The organism is Paraburkholderia madseniana, assembly GCF_009690905.1.
Lineage (GTDB): Bacteria > Pseudomonadota > Gammaproteobacteria > Burkholderiales > Burkholderiaceae > Paraburkholderia > Paraburkholderia madseniana.
The window spans coordinates 13,158-28,722 of record NZ_VOSW01000112.1 but is presented as its reverse complement, the minus strand read 5'-3'; the positions used below and the strand labels follow the sequence as shown (position 1 = coordinate 28,722).

Sequence of the window (15,565 nt, the reverse complement as noted above, 5' to 3'; positions counted from 1 at the left end):
GGGTGAAGTAGGCCAAGCCGAGGTATTTCATGGGAGATCCTTTGGGTGTGAATAACCTGACGACGAAGCTGATGATCGAAAATCGACAATCTTCTGAAAAGTTTGTAGCGGGTCTCGCCAGACTGTCTGCTTTTGGGGTCGCGCGGTGCCGACCGCCGGGCTCGTGCTGCACATGCGGATCGCGTGAGGCAGAGGTCGGCCACCAAGAGTCATTCGCCGGCAGCGTCGATTGGACGTCAGGGCGACCGCTGCACACCGGCAACCGGCCGTTCGACAGGTGTTGCTGAAAGACTCGGGCCGACAATGCGCGCTTCCATCGGCTCGCGCCAGCTGGACAGTATCCCAGGTTCCTCCGAAGGTCGAATACACGCTGAGCAAAATGGGAATTGCGCTCGGACCCTCATCGAGGCGCTCATCGAATGGGCAGAATGGGCCGAAATGCGGCGGCAAATACTGGGAGATGCCTCAACCCGGTAACAGCGCAGGTAGCTCCGGAAGCCCGGTAGGTCTCTTCGAGCTGATGGTCACGCGACTGCCCCTTCGCGCCGATTCCCCCGTGCTCCGAACTGGATTGACGCGGCCGACGTATGTCAGTCACGATGATCCTCCGGGCTGTCGGGCCGTCTTGTAGTTCACCAGGCTAGTCATTGCGTCGCAGCAGTCGAGATTCCGGGCGAGCAGGAGCGCCGCTGGCGTCGTTCAGGTCGTCGAGCCTTTTCATATCCCGAATCACGTGGAAAAGATCACGCATTGAATCAAGATCAATCAGTCTCAAAAACGCAAAGGTATCCTGATAAGCTCGCATCCAGGGGCTCATTGCGGAAGCCACAGCTTTTCGTCCCTCGGTCGTCACGGCGAGCTGACGTGTCCGCCGATCTCCCTTGTGGGTGATCGATGAGATGAGCTTGCGACGGAACAATGGTGCCAGATTGGCCGACAGGTTCGATCGGTCCATTGCCAGTTCTGCTGCCATGTCGCCGAAAACCATTGGTTCGCGTAGATGTAGCAAGGCGAGCATACAAAACTGGGATGCGTTGACGTCCGTATCCCGCAGCGCTTCGTCGAAATGAGCCCATAAAGCGCGCATTGCGCGCTGGGCGAAAAAATGGTTGAGCGCGAGAGCGGAGATTTCTCCGATTGCGAGCATTGACGACTCGCAATTCTGACTTTCCATATGTGCGGTTCCGGGTGCGTACGGGCTCGGTTGCAAAGAGTTCCGTGCTGCTGCGGGCCGTCGTTGCAAGGCGCCGAAGTTGTCATGACCATGGACGCCTGAAGCTAATCACTCGTCGGCGCAGGGCGGGCCCGCGAACGTGATGCACGTTGCGGCGGGAGAGAGGACTTCATGTGAGCCCGAATGTTTTCCTCAAGCTTGCATCGACGGGGCCGGAGGGCATGAAGCGCCGCAATTTGCGCAACAGGGACGCTTCGCCGGCCGGTGTGCGACGCATACGCCAGGTGCCAAGCGCCGCTTCAACTATTGTCTTCGCCACGCCGTCGGGCGCGGGGGCACCTTTTACACTGTTGACGACTGCGCTCGATGCAAGGGCCCGCTCGCGATCATAGTCGGCGATTTTCGAGCTTGCCATAGGGGCGTTGATGTCCAGATTGGTCCTGGTAAAGGATGGTTCGACCAACGTTAACCGGATGCCGAACTGGCGCACCTCATGGTCCAGGGTCTCGGTCAGCCCTTCAACGGCATGCTTGGACGCGGAGTAGAGTCCCATATAGGGGGCGGGCAAGAACCCGAGCACCGAACTGACATTGATGATCCTTCCGCAATGTTGTGCACGCATATGGGGAAGTACTGCCTGCGTCGTGCGCAGAATGCTGAAGACGTTGGTATCGAACAGCGACAAGGCCTCGGCAGCCGAAGTTTCCTCCACGGCACCGATCAGGCTCGTTCCCGCATTATTGACGAGGACGTCGATTCGCCCGGTGCGTTCGATGACGGACTGGATTCCGGCCTGGACCGAAGCATCGTCGCGAACATCCATCTCGACAAGCTCGACTCCGGAGATAGGCGCCGCTTTTGCAATGCTGCGCACTGTGCCAAACACGCGGCAATCTCGCCTCGTAAACCTCTCGGCGGTGGCGCGTCCGATGCCCGATGACACGCCGGTCACAACGACAACCGTGGAATGCGACATGAAAAGCTCCGTTTGGTGATTTGATGGTGTTTCAACGCGCGTCGAGCGCATCCTGGGTCATCGGTTCGGAGCGCGAAGACTGGTGATTCCGGCTCTTGTGCGAACCCGCAGGGCTGCCGGGGCGGATCCTGAACCAGATCGCGAACATGGCCGGCAGGAACACCAGCGTCAGTACCGTCCCTGCGAACGTGCCGCCGATCAGCGTGTAGGCGAGCGTTCCCCAGAACACCGAATGCGTCAGCGGGATGAAGGCCAGGATCGCCGCCATGGCCGTGAGGATCACCGGGCGCGCCCGCTGCACAGTGGCTTCGACGACCGCATGGAACGGATCCAGCCCGGCATGTTCGTTCTGGTGAATCTGCCCGATCAGGATCAGCGTGTTGCGCATCAGGATGCCCGAGAGCGCGATGAGGCCGACCAGCGCGTTGATGCCGAACGGCTGCCGGAACAGGATCAATGTCGGAACGACGCCGATCAGGCCGAGCGGGCTGGTCATGAACACCATCACCATCGCGGATATCGAACGCACCTGAAAGATGATGATGATCAGTGTGATCGCCAGCATGATCGGGAACAGCGGCAACATGGCAGTCGTCGCCTTGGCCGATTCTTCGATGGAGCCCGCCTGCTCGATGCGATAGCCACTGGGCAGCTTCGCGATGATCGGCTGAAGCTGCCTGGTGATTGCCGTTGATACGTCTGGCGGCTGCAGGTTCTCGGCAATGTCGCCGCGTACCGTGATCGTCGGCACGCGGTCGCGCCAGCGCATGATCGGCTCCTCCAGCCGCACGTCGACCTTGCCGACCTGCGACAGCGGAATGCGCTGCCCGTTGGCGCCGGCTAGCGTGAAGTCGCCGAGCCGGGCAGGGTCGAGACGCACATCGCCGGCCGAGCGCGCGATCACCTGCACGGTTCGGATATCCTCACGCACGGCGGTGACAGGCATGCCGGTGAGCAGGAACTGCAGCTGTTGCGCGACGGCGCTGGACGTCAATCCCACCGCCTGCAAGCGATCCTGCTGCAACGTGAAGTGCAGCGTCGGTGAGCGCGTGCCCCAGTCCGTGTTGACCGTGCGCATCATCGGACTGGGCTCCATCACCTGCTGGACTTGAGCCGCGATTCCACGCAGTTTGTCCGGGTCCGGACCGGTGACGCGATAGGCGACCGGGAACGGCGAATATGGCCCGAACACGAGTTGCGTGACGCGCACGCGCGCTTCGGGCACAAGACCGTCGGCGATGGCTCGCCTCAGTCGCGCCTTCAGTGCATCGCGCTCCTCCTGACTGTCCGTGCGGATCACGATCTTCGCGAAGGACGGATCGGGCAGTTCCGGTCCCATCGCCAGGAAAAAGCGCGGTGCACCTTGCCCGACGTACGCGGTGACGATCCTGGCGTCCTTCTGTTCAGACAACCATGCCTCCACCTTTCGCGTGGCGACGCTGGTCTGCGAAATCGATGTGCCGTAGGGCATCTGCACTTCGACCAGCACTTCGGGGCGATCGGAGATCGGGAAGAACTGCTTCTTGACCACGCCCATACCGAGGATGGCCAGGGCAAAGAGGCCAACGACCGAACCGGCGACCAGCCATTTGCGCGCGATCACGCGCGTCAGCAACTGGCGGAAGCGGTTGTAGCGCGGCGTGTCATAGATCGCGTCATGCCCGCCTTCGACCTTCTTGAAGTCGGGCAGCATCTTCACGCCGAGGTACGGCGTGAAGACCACGGCGACGACCCACGATGCGATCAGGGCAATGCCAACGATCCAGAACATGTTGCTGGTGTATTCACCGGCGGTGGACCTTGCAAAGCCGTTGGGCATGAAGCCGACCGCCGTCACCAGCGTGCCCGAGAGCATGGGTGCGGCAGTATGGCTCCAGGCATAGGCAGAGGCGGCCACACGGCTGTAGCCTTCCTCCATTTTCACCACCATCATTTCAATGGCGATGATCGCGTCGTCCACCAGCAGGCCCAGCGCCAGGATCAGGGATCCCAGCGTGATGCGGTCGAAGTTCTTGCCGGTCGCGGCCATCACCACGAACACGATGGCCAGCGTCAACGGCACGGCGGCGGCAACCACCAGGCCTGCGCGCCAGCCCATGCTCACGAAGCTCACGAGCATGACCACCAGCAGGGCGACGAAAAACTTGAGCATGAACTCGTCGACCGCCGAATGAATGTTGACGGCCTGATCGGTGACCTTGGTCAGGCTCATGCCCAGCGGCAACCCGGCGTTGATTGCGCCGACCTCGCTGTCCAGCGCCTTGCCGAGGTCGAGCCCGTTCCAGCCGTCGCGCATCACGATGCCCAGCAGCAGCGCCGGCTCGCCGTTGTTGCGAATCATGAATGTCGCCGGATCTTCATAACCGCGCTCGACGGTGGCAATGTCCGACAGCTTCAGCGTGCGGCCCTGCACGACGACCGGCGTGTCGCGAATCTTCTGCAGGTTGTCAAAGGCGCCGTCCAGGCGAATGAACACTTCCGGACCTTTGGTCTCCACGGAGCCGGCTGGCGTCAGGGCGTTCTGGCCATTGAGCGCGGCGAACACGTCCTGCGGACTGACACCTAGCGTTGCCAGCCGGTCATGCGAGAACTGGACGTAGATGCGCTCGGCCTGCTCGCCGATGATATTGACCTTCTTCACGCCCGGCACGTGCAGCAACCGCTGGCGCAGCGTCTCGGCATCGCGCACGAGCAGCCGTTGCGGTTCGCCCCTGGCTTTCAGTGCGAAGAGCGCAAACGTGACATCCGCGTATTCGTCGTTGACCATCGGCCCGATCACGCCAGCCGGAAGGTTGGCCGTTTCGTCGCCGATTTTTTTCCGGGCCTGGTAGAACTCCTCCTGCACTTCCGACGGCGGTGTGCTGTCGAGCAACGTCAGCGTTGTGAAGGCCAGGCCTGGCCGCGTGTATGTCTCGGTCCGGTCGTACCAGCGCAGCTCCTGCATGCGCTTTTCGATTTTCTCGGCAACTTGATCGTGCATCTCCTGCGCCGTGGCCCCCGGCCATACGGTGACGATGGTCATCACCTTGATTGTGAAGGCTGGATCTTCGGCGCGACCCAGCTTGAAGAACGACAGGAGCCCGGCCAGCGAGATCAGGCAGATCAGGAACAAGGTGATGGAGCGCTCACGCACCGCGAGCGCCGACAGATTGAATCGGCCTTCGCTCACGGACGTGCTCCTTCGTTCGCCATCGCGACGGACTGGCCGGACACGCGGACCTGTTCGCCTTCGTGCAGCAACTGGGCACCGAGCGCAATGACGCGATCGCCTTGCTTCAACGTACCGGACACGCGCGCGCTGTCGTCGTCCAGGTGAAGAACCGTCACCGGCTGCCATGCAACCCTGGTCGGCTCGCCGTTGACGACCCACACGCCGGGCCCTTTGCCCGCGTCGAGCACCGCGCCGATCGGCACCTGCGTGCCGCCCTGGAGTGCCACGCGTGCGTCCGGTATCTCGATCGTGACGGTTGCACCTAGCGGCGCGTCGGCGAGCGCGTCCTGCAACACATAACGCGCTTCGAATGTGCGGGTACGCGGATCCGCCGTATCCGAGAGCTGGCGCAGCGTGGCTGGCACGCTGACGCCGCTGTTGCCGAACAGGGTCGCATGGGCGACCGAACCGATGGCGGGGCGCAGAGTTTCCGGTAGCTGGATCACGGCCTCGCGGCGCCCGGCATGGGCCAGGCGCACCACGGGCTGTCCGGCGCTGACGACCTGGCCCGGTTCGGCCAGCGTTTCCATCACGACGCCATCGCCGTCCGCGGCCAGATTGGCGTAGTCCGTCGCATTGCGCGCCACGTCGGCGTCGGCCTGGGCCGCGCTGAACTGCGCCCTGGCGGCATCGGCGGCCGCCTTGGCCTGGTCGTAGGCCGAAGCCGAGATCGCACCCGTGCCGCGCAGGTCGCGATAGCGCTCCTCATCCTGCGCGGTCTGCTGCGCCCGCGCCCGCGCGGCGGTGACCGCCTCCTGCCGGGCCTGCGCGGCAAGCTTGAGATCGATGGGATCGAGGCGCATCAGCAGCTGGCCGCGTTTGACGGTTTGGCCGGTATCCACAAGCCGTTCCAGCACCTTGCCGGAAACACGGAAACCCAGGTCGCTCTGCACGCGAGCCGCGACAGTCCCCGTAAACGAACGGGCTGCGGGGACGGCGCTCTGAACGATGGCCGTGCGCACCAGCGGCACCTCGGTGCGCGGATCGGGCGGTGCTTTTTCGCCACAGGCCGCTAGCGCAAGCGCTAGCGCACAGGCGAGTGCGGATGTGGCGAGGCGACGCGAGAACATGAAAGTCCCATCGATAAAGTGATGACGGCTTTCATTATGGTTCTAGTGACCATTTCGGTCAAGAGTCACTAGTGTTGACCGCGTCAGGGCGACAGACTTCGGAGAACCAGGCTGGACAGCTGCGCAGGCGCGACATCGGTGGTGTCGCGGTTGTATTGCAGGAGTAGCGGGTTGAGGTACGGGCGCAGCACCAGATAGATTGCCATCGCGGTTTCGTCCAGCGGCGTCTTGCGTTCGAAGTCTCCGCTTTGCCGACCTTCCTGCAGAACTTCCTGGAGCAGCTTCTGCACGCGTGCTTCATAGGCTTGCACCGCCTGCCAGTTTTCCGTGGCGGCCGATGCTGCGATTTCGTATAGCTTGCGGTCCCGGAAAAACAGCCTGAGGCTCGCTTCGGTAAAGACCCTGAAGATCCGTCGCAGCTTCTCCGGCGGCAGATCGGTCTCTGCGACGGCTGTCCGGACCTCGCTCTCGATTTCGTGCAGACAGTTGACGCAGATCATCTCGCCGATGGCCTGCTTGGATTCAAAGAACTTGTAGATGTAGGCCTTGGAAAACCCGATCGCCTTGGCAAGGTCAGAGACCGTCGTTTTCTCGTAGCCATACCGGCTGAAGTGCTCGGTGGCGGCGGCAACGATCTGGTCCCGCACCTCGTGATCAGCCGGGCCACGCGCGGGGGCGGAGGGAGTGGTGGTGTTTTTCATGGGCATAGCATACAGGAATGGACAACGAGTGACCATTTGGTATTATAGTCACATCCGGAACCTTGCTAAGATGCTCATGCTACCCAAACACCTCCTTGCTGCGGTCATTGTCGCCAGCCTCTCGGCGGCCTGCGCTGTCGGCCCCGACTATGTTCGGCCCGATGTAGCCATGCCGGACCATTTCCAGGGCCAGGCCGCGGTAGCTCACCGGCAGGCGGCGGAGAGCGCAGACCTGGTCACGTGGTGGACGGGTTTCGGCGATCCGCAACTGACACGATTCGTTACGCTCGCGCTGGAACAGAACCTGGACCTCGCGCAGGCCGCCGCGCGCGTCTCGCAGGCGCGTGCGGGACTTGGCGCGGCGAATGCCGCGCTGCTGCCTTCTGGCAATGTCAGCGGCCAGGCGGCCCGGGTCTACCAGTCGGTTGAGACTCCGCTGGGACGTGTCCTGGATTCAACGCCCGGTTTCGATCGCTATGGCAACGACTACGAGGCCAATTTCAGCGCGAGCTGGGAGCTGGATGTGTTTGGTGGCCTGCGTCGCGGACGGGAAGCGGCACTTGCCGACTATCAGGCTTCAGAGGCCGGCGAGGTGGCCACGCGCCTGGCTGTGGCAGCACAGACCGCCGACATCTACATCACCATTCGTGGATTGCAGGCTCGTCTGCAGGTGGCCCGCAAGCAGTTGCAGACGCAGCAGGATCTGCTCTCGACCATCAAGCTTCTGTATGGGAAAGGCCTGGCGGCCGACCTTCAGGTGAGCCAGGCTGAAGGCGCGCTTGCGCAGGTTCAGGCATCCATCCCGGTCCTCGAGGCGGGGCTGGATGCGGCTATGAACGCGCTGGATGTGATGCTGGGCTCACAGCCCGGCACGCATCGGGCGGAACTCAACGAGGGCGGCGATATCCCGGCCGCCCCGCGAATTGCAGGCACCGGATCGCCTGGCGAGTTGCTCAGGCGTCGGCCCGATCTGATAGTGGCTGAGCGTCGCCTTGCTGCATCCAACGCGCGTATTGGCGTGGCAGTCGCTGAGTATTATCCCAAGCTGTCGCTCAGTGGCCTGATCGGGAGCGCTACTTCAGTGGCCAGCGGCAACCTGTTCAGTAGCGGCGCCAGTCAGGCCGCTGGCGTGCTGGGGCTGCGCTGGCGTCTGTTCGATTTCGGCCGCATCAATGCCCAGATCAATGAGGCCAAAGGCCAGGACGCCGAGATGCTCGCCGCGTACCGGCTTGCTGCATTGCACGCAACGGAGGACGTCGAGAATTCTTTCTCTGCGCTCGTGAAGCGCGAGGAGCAGGCTGCCGTTCTCGCGCAGGGTGTGAACTCGCTAGGCCGGGCGCGAGCCGCCTCGTTTGCGGCCTACCAGAAAGGCGTCGTCAGCCTGATCGAGGTCCTGCAGGCCGATCAAAACTTGCTGCGCGCATCCGACGAGCGGGTGCAGGCGCAGACGGAGTCCGCGCGCGCAGCGGTCGCTGCATTCAAGGCACTCGGCGGAGGGTGGCAACCCGCCGATCCTCAGGCCGTTGCAAGCCGATAGCACCACCGCCCTGGGCCGGCAGCAGCCGGCCCGCTCGTTTGCAGAGGCTTCCTCCGACAGTCGGGACGCTGTTTCCGGCGCCTGCCGATGCGCAGTGCGCACGACGGGCAAGTGACCGTTGGTAATTCGAGAACGGCCACAACTAGTGCAATGACCTGACTGACGGAAACGGGTCGACAAGGGTCCGTCGGATACCAGTACCGGCAACGGCAGACCGTCCCAACGGACACCCCTTTGTATGACTTCTGTATTCTCGTTGAGAGCATCGATACGCTCCTTTACACGGATTGGTCCTACGGGGCGTGGGCGTCGCGGAGTTCCGCACCAAGGACGAAGCTGCGATAGATGTCGCTGCGCCCGAGCAGGCGCAACGGCGGACGGAGCTGGACCGGGAGCCTCAGAAACACCGGGCGGTCCCGAGGTTCCAAGTGGGAGCAAGTCCGAGCCGCAGGCGGTACCTATCGGACCTGTTTGCAGCCGTGGGCGCGGGGCTCTTAAGCTACGCATGCTCCGGTACGGACTTATGCAGGTGGCAGACCAATCCGCGCTAAAAATGCGGTGAATCGCTGGGAAAGGTCTTCTCGGAATAGGTCCGACAAGCGACACACAAAGCTCTTTGTTCGGATGCTCTCGAGGTAGGCAAGCGTCGCATGACGACAAAACGAAACGAGTAGTTTCCTAGGCACACAGTGCCGGCGTTGCAGAGCATGAACCCCGGCAGTGCCGGCCCGGGGATTCCGGGCATTCCTGTGTCTCGCTTACGCCGCTGGCCTTGCTCGCGTGCCGTTGATGAAGTAGATTTTAATTGGGAGATGGATCAGGCGGGAGGGGCTGCCATGGAACTGAGCGTAGAACGCGTCGATGTTTGGGCAGCTACCATCGATGACAAACCGGGAGGGCTTGCGCAAGTATTAAGCGCTTTGCGGGATGCTGGCGTAGACCTGCAGTTCGTCATCGCACGTCGCACGCCGGAAGCATCGGGCAAAGGGGTCGTGTTTGTCGCACCGCTGCAGGGGGAGAGGGAGATCCATGCCGCGACACAGGTCGGGTTCGCAGTCACTCCGAGCCTTCACTCCGTCCGTGTAATGGGCTTGGACCAGTTGGGGATCATCGCGCAATTGACCCAGACGCTGGCCGACGGGGGGATCAACCTCCGCGGCGTTTCCGCTGCTGTACTTGGCACACAGTTCATTGCTTATCTCGCGGTCGACTCGTTGGACGATGCCGAAAAGGCGATGGACATTCTACAGAGGGCCTGAAGAACCCCTGCCGGACCGCGAACTGGCGTGGATCTTCCTATCGAGGCGACTGGGTCGCCCTGTCTGACACGACTGCCCTGGACAACCACTTCAGATCGACAGACTGCGCAGCCGTGCGTGCACGCGAGCGCGAAGCGACCTGGTCTCAGTTCGGCCAGTTACGGTCAGCCACGTAGCGTTGGTGACTGGCCAGTTCGGCGGCGACATGAGACACCCACCGTAATACCGTGCGTTCGAGGCTTGTCACGTCGGCGCAACCGTGTCCCGCAAATCGAGGATCTTGGTTGATGAGATGCCAGGCGTGCATCGGAATTGTGGTCGCACGCGATCGCCGACTTTCTTTCGGATAGTCGAGGTGTAGCGCAAGGATCATTACGTCATTGTTGGCGCCAGCATTTCCTGCCCCACTGTCACCGTCTATCGAAACCCGACTTGCCTCCCGCCCAGTCACCTTCGCGTCTTTAGTCGACGATACAGCGTGCGTTCACTCATCCCGAGGTGTTGAGCGAGCGCGCTGCGTGTCCCGGAGAACTCCTCTGCGAACCGTACAAGCTCACGATCCGTAAGCTCGCCGCGTGTCGAAAATGAGGGTGAGCCCGTGCTGTTGCCCAGATGCGCCGACTCCGCCGCCACCATGTCATCCGGCAGATGTTCGATCCGGATCACCCCGTCGTCGGCCAACAGGCAGGCGCGGTCGAGCACGTTGCGCAGTTCCCGGATATTACCCGGCCAGGAATAGGCATGGAGCCTCGCGAGCGCGTCCGATGCAATGCTGAACTTGCGGCCCGCAATGCCTTGTGTGCTATCGATACGCTGGAGTATTGATTCGACGAGCAGCGCGATATCGTCGGGGCGCTCGCGCACCGCCGGCAGGTGAATCGGAAATGCACTGATGCGGTAGTAGAGGTCCTGGCGGAACCGGCCGTCGTCGATCATTTCCCGCACCGGTTTGTGCGTCGCTGCCACGAGTCGGAAATCCGCGCGCAAGGTCTCGATGCCGCCGACCCGGCGGAACGTGCCGGACTCGATGAGCCGCAGCAGCTTGACCTGCATTGACAGTGGCACATCGCCGATTTCGTCGAGAAACAGCGTTCCGCCTTGCGCGGTCTCGACGAGACCCGGTTTGCGCGCGGCTGCGCCAGTGAACGCCCCCTTTTCATAGCCGAAGAGTTCGGTCTCGAACAAGGCCTCCGTGATGCCGGAGCACTCGACAACGACAAATGGGTGTTGCGCTCGCTCGCTTGCCTCATGAAGGGCGCGCGCGAACAGTTCCTTGCCGGTGCCGGACTCTCCGAGGAGCAGGACCGGCAGCATCGAAGGCGCGACGCGATGCAGCGCCGAGATCGCCGCGTTGAACGCCGTCGAGCGCCCGACCAGGCCTTCCGCGCTCGGCTTGGCAGATGCGCCGCGCACCGTCGAGAGCCGCTCGACGTATGCCACCACCTCCCGCTGTGCATTGAAAATCGGCCGCAACTCGACATCGACATGCTCCGGCCCGCGAGGCGTGTGATGAATATGCAGCACGCGGTCGGGACCGCGCAGTTCAAATGCCCGTTTCATCGGACAGTGCTCGCCCGCCTGATCGCAAGGGACGTCGTAGTGATGCGAAACCTGGTAGCACTTGCGGCCGAGGTGAGGCTGGCTGGCGACGCCGAACTGACGTTGATAAGCGGTGTTGGCGGCAAGGATGCGGTACTCGGGATCGAGCACGATCATCGGTTGAGCGTCGTGCTCCAGATATGACACGAGTGCATCGACATCCAGCGCTCGAGGCGGTTCGTCCGGCATCGTCGCGACGGGCGTGATCGGTATGAATGACTTTGGGGATTTCACGGCGGCGGCTCCGGTAAACCTCACTATACGTCGGCACTGCCATAACTGCCATCTGACTGCCAGAACTGGCAGTCTTCGCTCGCTGCTGGCCGTCCGAGGACGGCATAATCCAATCCGAGTAGATAAAAATATTGATTAAAATCAACATCTTATATGTCTTAAGTCAGATGGGAATGACGATGGCACGGTTCTTGTACTGATTGCCCCGACGCTGCCGCATTGGAAGCCCCATTTTTTGAGGAGAGGATGTTGAATACCACGAGCCCTATGCAGGTCGAAGGCTTCTTCGACCCCGGTACCTGGACGATCAGCTACCTGTTGCTGGATATCCGCACGGGCGACTGTGCACTCATCGACAGCGTCCTTGATTTTGACCCGAAGTCAGGCCGGACCTCCACGACGACAGCCGACAAGCTCATCTCGCGCGTTCACGAACTTGGCGCGAAGGTCCAGTGGCTTCTCGAAACCCACGTGCACGCCGACCATCTGTCCGCCGCGCCCTACCTCAAGGAAAGACTCGGCGGAACGATTGCGATCGGCGCGCAGGTGACACACGTACAAGACGTGTTCGGCAAGCTTTTCAACGCCGGCTCGAGATTCGCGCACGATGGCAGCCAGTTCGATCGCCTGCTCTCCGACGGCGAAACATTCGCCGTCGGAGCGTTACAGGCGCGCGCCATCCATACCCCGGGCCATACGCAGGCCTGCATGACCTTTGTGGTGAGCGACGGCGCGCAGACCGCAGCCTTTGTCGGGGACACCCTGTTCATGCCCGACTACGGCACCGCGCGCTGCGACTTTCCCGGCGGCGACGCCCGTACGCTCTACCGGTCAATCAACAAGGTGTTGAGCCTGCCGGCGGACACGAAGCTGTACATGTGCCACGACTACCAGCCAGGCGGGCGGCCTTTGCAGTTTGTCAGCACGGTAGCCGAGGAGCGCGAACACAACGTCCATATACGCAACGGTATCAGCGAGGAATCCTTCGTTGCGATGCGCACCGCGCGCGACGCGACGCTCAACATGCCGGTGCTGATGCTGCCGTCGGTGCAGGTCAACATGCGCGCCGGACATATGCCCGATCCGGAAGATAACGGAGTGCCGTATCTCAAGATTCCCCTCAACGCAATCTGAGCCGGTGCACCTGGCTAGTAGAAGCAACAGGAGAAGTCGATGGACATCAAGAAACTGACGGCTGAACTGGCGGTATCACAGCAGATTGCCGCATCCGACCTGCGTGCGATCGCGGACGCTGGCTTCCGCGCCGTCGTCTGCAATCGCCCCGATGGCGAAGGTTCCGACCAGCCCAACTTTAGCGAGATCGAGGCGGCGGCCCGTGAACAGGGTATCGAGACCCACTACCTGCCAATCGAGTCCGGCAAGGTCGGCGATGGCGAGGCTGCACAGTTCGGCGAACTGATTCAGGCACTGCCGAAGCCGGTGCTCGCCTATTGCCGCACCGGGATGCGTGCCGCGACGCTGTGGGCGCTGTCCGAAGCGCCCCGCCGGGCGTTGCCGGACATCGTCGCCGCTGCCAGGGCAGCAGGCTATGATCTGTCTGCGCTGGCGCGGCGTATCGCCAACGGCGGCAAGGTTCCCGTCGAAGTCGCCGTGGCCAGTCACGACATTGTGATCATCGGCGCAGGCGCCGCCGGCGTGGCGGCAGCCGCGAGCTTGCTCGCGCGCGAGCGCAACCTCGACATCGCCATCATCGACCCCGCCGACGTCCACTATTACCAGCCAGGTTGGACCATGGTCGGAGCCGGTGTGTTCGATCCCGAGACCACCGCCCGCGAGATGGCCGCCGTGCTCCCGCGCAAGGTGCACTGGATCAAGGCCGCGGTGGCTGCGTTCGAGCCGGAAAAGAATTCGGTTGTTCTCGAAGGATGCCGGGTGGTGAGCTACAGGCAGCTCATCGTTTGTCCGGGACTGAAGCTGGACTGGCATGCTATCGACGGGTTGCCGGAAACCCTTGGCCAGAACGGCGTCACGTCCAACTATCGCTACGATCTTGCTCCCTATACCTGGCAGCTCGTGCGCGAGCTCAGGGGTGGCCGCGCGCTGTTCACCCAGCCGCCGATGCCGATCAAATGCGCCGGGGCGCCGCAAAAGGCGATGTATCTGTCCTCGGATCACTGGCGGCGTTCAGGCCGGCTCGAGCAGATAGATGTCCAGTTCTTCAATGCCGGGGCTGTGTTGTTCGGCGTGGCCGACTATGTCCCGGCATTGATGGAATACATCAGGCGTTACGACATCGCGCTGAACTTCGACTTCAACCTGAGTGCGATAGACGGGCCGGCCAAGCGCGCGATATTCAGGCGCACACTCGAGAACGGCAGCGTGGAATCGGTGACCAGTGAGTTCGACATGATCCACGTGGTACCACCACAGAAGGCACCGGACTTCATCCGTGTCAGTTCGCTGGCCGATAAGGCGGGCTGGGTCGATGTCGACCAGGCGACGCTGCGCCACAAGACCTACTCAAACGTCTTCGCGCTCGGCGATGCCGCGAACACGCCAAATGCGAAAACCGCCGCCGCCGCACGCAAGCAGGCACCAGTCGTCGCCCACAACGTGCTTGCCGCCCTCGGGAAGGTCCGGGGCGAGGCAGCATACGACGGTTATGGATCATGCCCGCTGACCGTCGAACGCGGCAAGATCGTGCTCGCGGAATTCCTCTATGGCGGGAAGGTCGCGCCGACGCTGCCGACCTGGCTGATCGACGGCAAGCACCCGTCGCGACTCGCGTGGTTGCTGAAGGAGCGCATCCTGCCGTCGCTTTACTGGCAGGGGATGCTCAAGGGGCGCGAGTGGCTGGCGCAGCCTGAACTCGTGGGCTAACGCAGCGGTGGCTCACAACCTATCGGATTCCTCATGCTGACTTCACTTATCCTCGGCGCCATCGTTGGCGCGGTGCTCGGCCTGACCGGCGCGGGTGGCGGCATCCTCGCAGTTCCGGCACTGGTGGCCGGCATGGGCTGGCCGATGCAGCAGGCGACGCCAGTTGCGCTGGTTGCCGTGGCGGGCAGCGCTGCGATCGGCGCGCTTGAAGCATTCCGGCAGCGGCTCGTCCGTTACCGCGCCGCGCTGTTCATGGCCGCAGCGGGTGTGCCGCTGACCTCGCTCGGCGTGCGCCTTGCCCACGCGTTACCGCAACGCGTGCTATTGGCGCTGTTTGCCACCGTCATGCTGGTGGTGGCCGGAAGGCTGTTGTCACAGGCTTTGCGGCGCGGGCGGCCGGACCGTGCAGATTCACGGCTTTGCGTCGGTCGCATGAACCCCGATACCGGCCGGCTGATCTGGTCGTGGACCACCGGGGCCGCACTCGCTGCAACCGGCGCGCTGACCGGGCTGATGACGGGACTACTCGGCGTGGGCGGCGGCTTCATCATCGTGCCTTTGCTGCGCAAAGTGACCAACGTGTCGATGCATGGCATTGTCGCCACGTCACTGATGGTGATCGCGCTGGTCGGCAGCGGCGGTGTCGTCGCGACGATCCTGCACGGCGCGCCGCTACCGCTCGAGCTGACGCTGTGGTTCAGCGTGGCGACAGCGGCCGGCATGGTGGCCGGGCGGCTGGCCTCGCACCGTCTCTCCGCGCAGCACGTACAGATAGGTTTCGGAGGCGTGTTGATCTGTGTGGCGCTCGGCCTGATGGCAAAAGCCGCACTGGGTAGGTGACCCTGGCGCCGACACATTAGAAGTGTGGCAGTCGATCGTCTCATGTCAACTTCGGAACGGACGCTTGGGAAACTCACCTCAAGGTCTCAATCGGGTCGCGTTCTGCCGATTGCAGCTTTGCAA

At 62.7% G+C, this 15,565-nt stretch carries 11 protein-coding genes; 5 read left to right on the top strand and 6 right to left on the bottom strand.

Annotated elements, in window-relative coordinates; genetic code table 11:
* Positions 1-640 precede the first annotated feature (640 nt).
* From FSO04_RS38080 to FSO04_RS38060, 5 genes are all read right to left on the bottom strand, one after another.
* The gene (locus FSO04_RS38080) at positions 641-1,174 is read right to left on the bottom strand and encodes a MarR family winged helix-turn-helix transcriptional regulator (RefSeq protein ID WP_154566618.1); all 534 of its coding nucleotides are present in this window, start codon (positions 1,172-1,174) and stop codon (positions 641-643) included.
* Between the two features lie 169 nt (positions 1,175-1,343).
* Positions 1,344-2,150 (bottom strand): oxidoreductase, encoded by an 807-nt coding sequence (locus FSO04_RS38075; protein ID WP_154566617.1) that lies wholly within the window; start codon positions 2,148-2,150, stop codon positions 1,344-1,346.
* Between the two features lie 31 nt (positions 2,151-2,181).
* Complete coding sequence (locus tag FSO04_RS38070; protein ID WP_168435979.1) at positions 2,182-5,319, bottom strand: efflux RND transporter permease subunit; 3,138 nt, start codon at positions 5,317-5,319, stop codon at positions 2,182-2,184.
* Positions 5,316-6,431 carry an efflux RND transporter periplasmic adaptor subunit gene (locus FSO04_RS38065; RefSeq protein ID WP_154566616.1) on the bottom strand — a complete coding sequence of 372 codons (1,116 nt, stop codon included), beginning with the start codon at positions 6,429-6,431 and terminating at the stop codon, positions 5,316-5,318. Before FSO04_RS38065 ends, FSO04_RS38070 begins: the two co-directional genes overlap by 4 nt.
* Positions 6,432-6,514: 83 nt before the next feature.
* Positions 6,515-7,132 carry a TetR/AcrR family transcriptional regulator gene (locus FSO04_RS38060; protein ID WP_154566615.1) on the bottom strand — a complete coding sequence of 206 codons (618 nt, stop codon included), beginning with the start codon at positions 7,130-7,132 and terminating at the stop codon, positions 6,515-6,517.
* A 76-nt stretch (positions 7,133-7,208) separates the two neighbouring features.
* Between FSO04_RS38060 and FSO04_RS38055 the strand changes: the two genes are divergently transcribed.
* Together FSO04_RS38055 and FSO04_RS38050 are read left to right on the top strand one after the other, a co-directional pair.
* On the top strand, positions 7,209-8,669 hold the full coding sequence (locus FSO04_RS38055; protein WP_154566620.1) for an efflux transporter outer membrane subunit: 1,461 nt from the start codon (positions 7,209-7,211) through the stop codon (positions 8,667-8,669).
* Positions 8,670-9,505: 836 nt separating this feature from the next.
* Positions 9,506-9,928, top strand: a complete 423-nt coding sequence (locus FSO04_RS38050) for an ACT domain-containing protein (protein ID WP_154566614.1) — start codon at positions 9,506-9,508, stop codon at positions 9,926-9,928.
* Between the two features lie 447 nt (positions 9,929-10,375).
* Here FSO04_RS38050 and FSO04_RS38045 read toward each other — a convergent pair whose 3' ends face one another.
* Positions 10,376-11,716, bottom strand: a complete 1,341-nt coding sequence (locus FSO04_RS38045; RefSeq protein WP_154566619.1) for a sigma-54 interaction domain-containing protein — start codon at positions 11,714-11,716, stop codon at positions 10,376-10,378.
* Positions 11,717-12,007: 291 nt separating this feature from the next.
* On the opposite strand from FSO04_RS38045, the gene FSO04_RS38040 reads away from it, so the two are divergent.
* From FSO04_RS38040 to FSO04_RS38030, 3 genes are read left to right on the top strand one after another with little or no spacing between them, the layout of a single operon-like run.
* Entirely contained in the window at positions 12,008-12,895 is an 888-nt protein-coding gene (locus FSO04_RS38040; RefSeq protein WP_154566613.1) for an MBL fold metallo-hydrolase, read from the top strand.
* A gap of 39 nt (positions 12,896-12,934) precedes the next feature.
* The gene (locus tag FSO04_RS38035; RefSeq protein WP_154566612.1) at positions 12,935-14,602 is read left to right on the top strand and encodes a bifunctional protein tyrosine phosphatase family protein/NAD(P)/FAD-dependent oxidoreductase; all 1,668 of its coding nucleotides are present in this window, start codon (positions 12,935-12,937) and stop codon (positions 14,600-14,602) included.
* A gap of 33 nt (positions 14,603-14,635) precedes the next feature.
* Positions 14,636-15,442: a sulfite exporter TauE/SafE family protein gene (locus tag FSO04_RS38030; RefSeq protein WP_154566611.1), complete on the top strand. Its 807-nt coding sequence runs from the start codon at positions 14,636-14,638 to the stop codon at positions 15,440-15,442.
* Positions 15,443-15,565: the final 123 nt, after the last annotated feature.

Bases quoted from the DNA above. Each gene is read 5' to 3' on its own strand.
- FSO04_RS38080 (WP_154566618.1), bottom strand. From the start codon at position 1,174: ATGGAAAGTCAGAATTGCGAGTCGTCAATGCTCGCAATCGGAGAAATC.
- FSO04_RS38075 (WP_154566617.1), bottom strand. From the start codon at position 2,150: ATGTCGCATTCCACGGTTGTCGTTGTGACCGGCGTGTCATCGGGCATC.
- FSO04_RS38065 (WP_154566616.1), bottom strand. From the start codon at position 6,431: ATGTTCTCGCGTCGCCTCGCCACATCCGCACTCGCCTGTGCGCTAGCG.
- FSO04_RS38060 (WP_154566615.1), bottom strand. From the start codon at position 7,132: ATGAAAAACACCACCACTCCCTCCGCCCCCGCGCGTGGCCCGGCTGAT.
- FSO04_RS38055 (WP_154566620.1), top strand. From the start codon at position 7,209: ATGCTACCCAAACACCTCCTTGCTGCGGTCATTGTCGCCAGCCTCTCG.
- FSO04_RS38050 (WP_154566614.1), top strand. From the start codon at position 9,506: ATGGAACTGAGCGTAGAACGCGTCGATGTTTGGGCAGCTACCATCGAT.
- FSO04_RS38045 (WP_154566619.1), bottom strand. From the start codon at position 11,716: ATGCCGGACGAACCGCCTCGAGCGCTGGATGTCGATGCACTCGTGTCA.
- FSO04_RS38040 (WP_154566613.1), top strand. From the start codon at position 12,008: ATGTTGAATACCACGAGCCCTATGCAGGTCGAAGGCTTCTTCGACCCC.
- FSO04_RS38035 (WP_154566612.1), top strand. From the start codon at position 12,935: ATGGACATCAAGAAACTGACGGCTGAACTGGCGGTATCACAGCAGATT.
- FSO04_RS38030 (WP_154566611.1), top strand. From the start codon at position 14,636: ATGCTGACTTCACTTATCCTCGGCGCCATCGTTGGCGCGGTGCTCGGC.